1 protein-coding gene is annotated in these 1,020 nt (G+C 36.4%); it reads left to right on the plus strand.

The window, feature by feature from the left end; all coding sequences use genetic code 11:
- Positions 1–1,020, plus strand: a protein-coding gene (locus GW12_RS15640) for an IS4-like element ISAba1 family transposase (RefSeq protein ID WP_152598533.1) whose coding sequence is annotated in 2 segments (ribosomal slippage) — positions 1–502 and positions 502–1,020 — 1,021 coding nt annotated over the 2 segments. Because the reading frame shifts where the segments join, the coding sequence is not laid out codon by codon here. This gene is flagged as partial in the annotation.

Consider the following 1,020-nt stretch of genomic DNA (forward strand, 5'->3'; position numbering starts at 1 on the left):
TATCTAAAATGGAACAAGTCACATTTAAAGTGCTTTGCGCTCATCATGCTTGTGATTATTTTAAAGCAAACATGTAATCTTTCTTCTGCATCTAAAGCCTTGCCCATCAAGTGCTTACCACAATCATTTTATCGACGTATGCAGCGCTTCTTTGCAGGTCAGTATTTTGATTATCGTCAAATTTCTCAGTTGATTTTCAATATGTTTTCATTCGACCAAGTGCAACTGACTTTAGATAGAACCAATTGGAAATGGGGAAAACGAAATATTAATATCCTGATGCTCGCAATCGTTTATCGTGGAATAGCGATACCTATCCTTTGGACATTGCTTAATAAACGTGGAAATTCAGATACGAAAGAGCGTATTGCTTTGATTCAACGCTTTATAGCCATTTTTGGTAAAGACCGTATTGTGAATGTGTTCGCAGACAGAGAGTTTATCGGTGAGCAGTGGTTTACATGGTTAATTGAACAAGACATCAACTTCTGCATTCGTGTTAAAAAAACTTCATTGTCACCAATCATTTAGGAAAGAATCATAAAATTAGTGATTTATTTCGCCATCTTAAAGTTGGTCAAATTGAATGTCGTAAACGACGGATTTTGGTTGGTCGGGTGAAACTATATATAAGTGCACTACAGTTAGAAAATGGAGAGCTTTTACTCGTCGTTTCTCCTCAGTTTAATGCCAATGCTATTCAGGATTATGCATTACGCTGGGAAATTGAAACCTTATTCAGTTGTCTCAAAGGACGCGGGTTTAATCTTGAAAATACGCGCTTGACAGACCCTAGACGAGTGAAAAAATTGATTGCGGTGTTAGCTATAAGCTTCTGTTGGTGTTACTTAACGGGTGAATGGCAACATGATCAAAAAAAAGCGATAAAAATAAAGAAGCATGGACGACTCTCAATGAGTTTATTTCGCTATGGTTTAGACTATGTTCAAATGGCGATTCAGCGTTTAATTGGTTTTGGGAAAAAAGAAGAGTTTAAGGAAATTTTGGCAATTTTAAGAA

The sequence above is a fragment of the Acinetobacter sp. HR7 genome (assembly GCF_000773685.1).
GTDB classification, from domain to species: Bacteria; Pseudomonadota; Gammaproteobacteria; order Pseudomonadales; family Moraxellaceae; genus Acinetobacter; species Acinetobacter thermotolerans.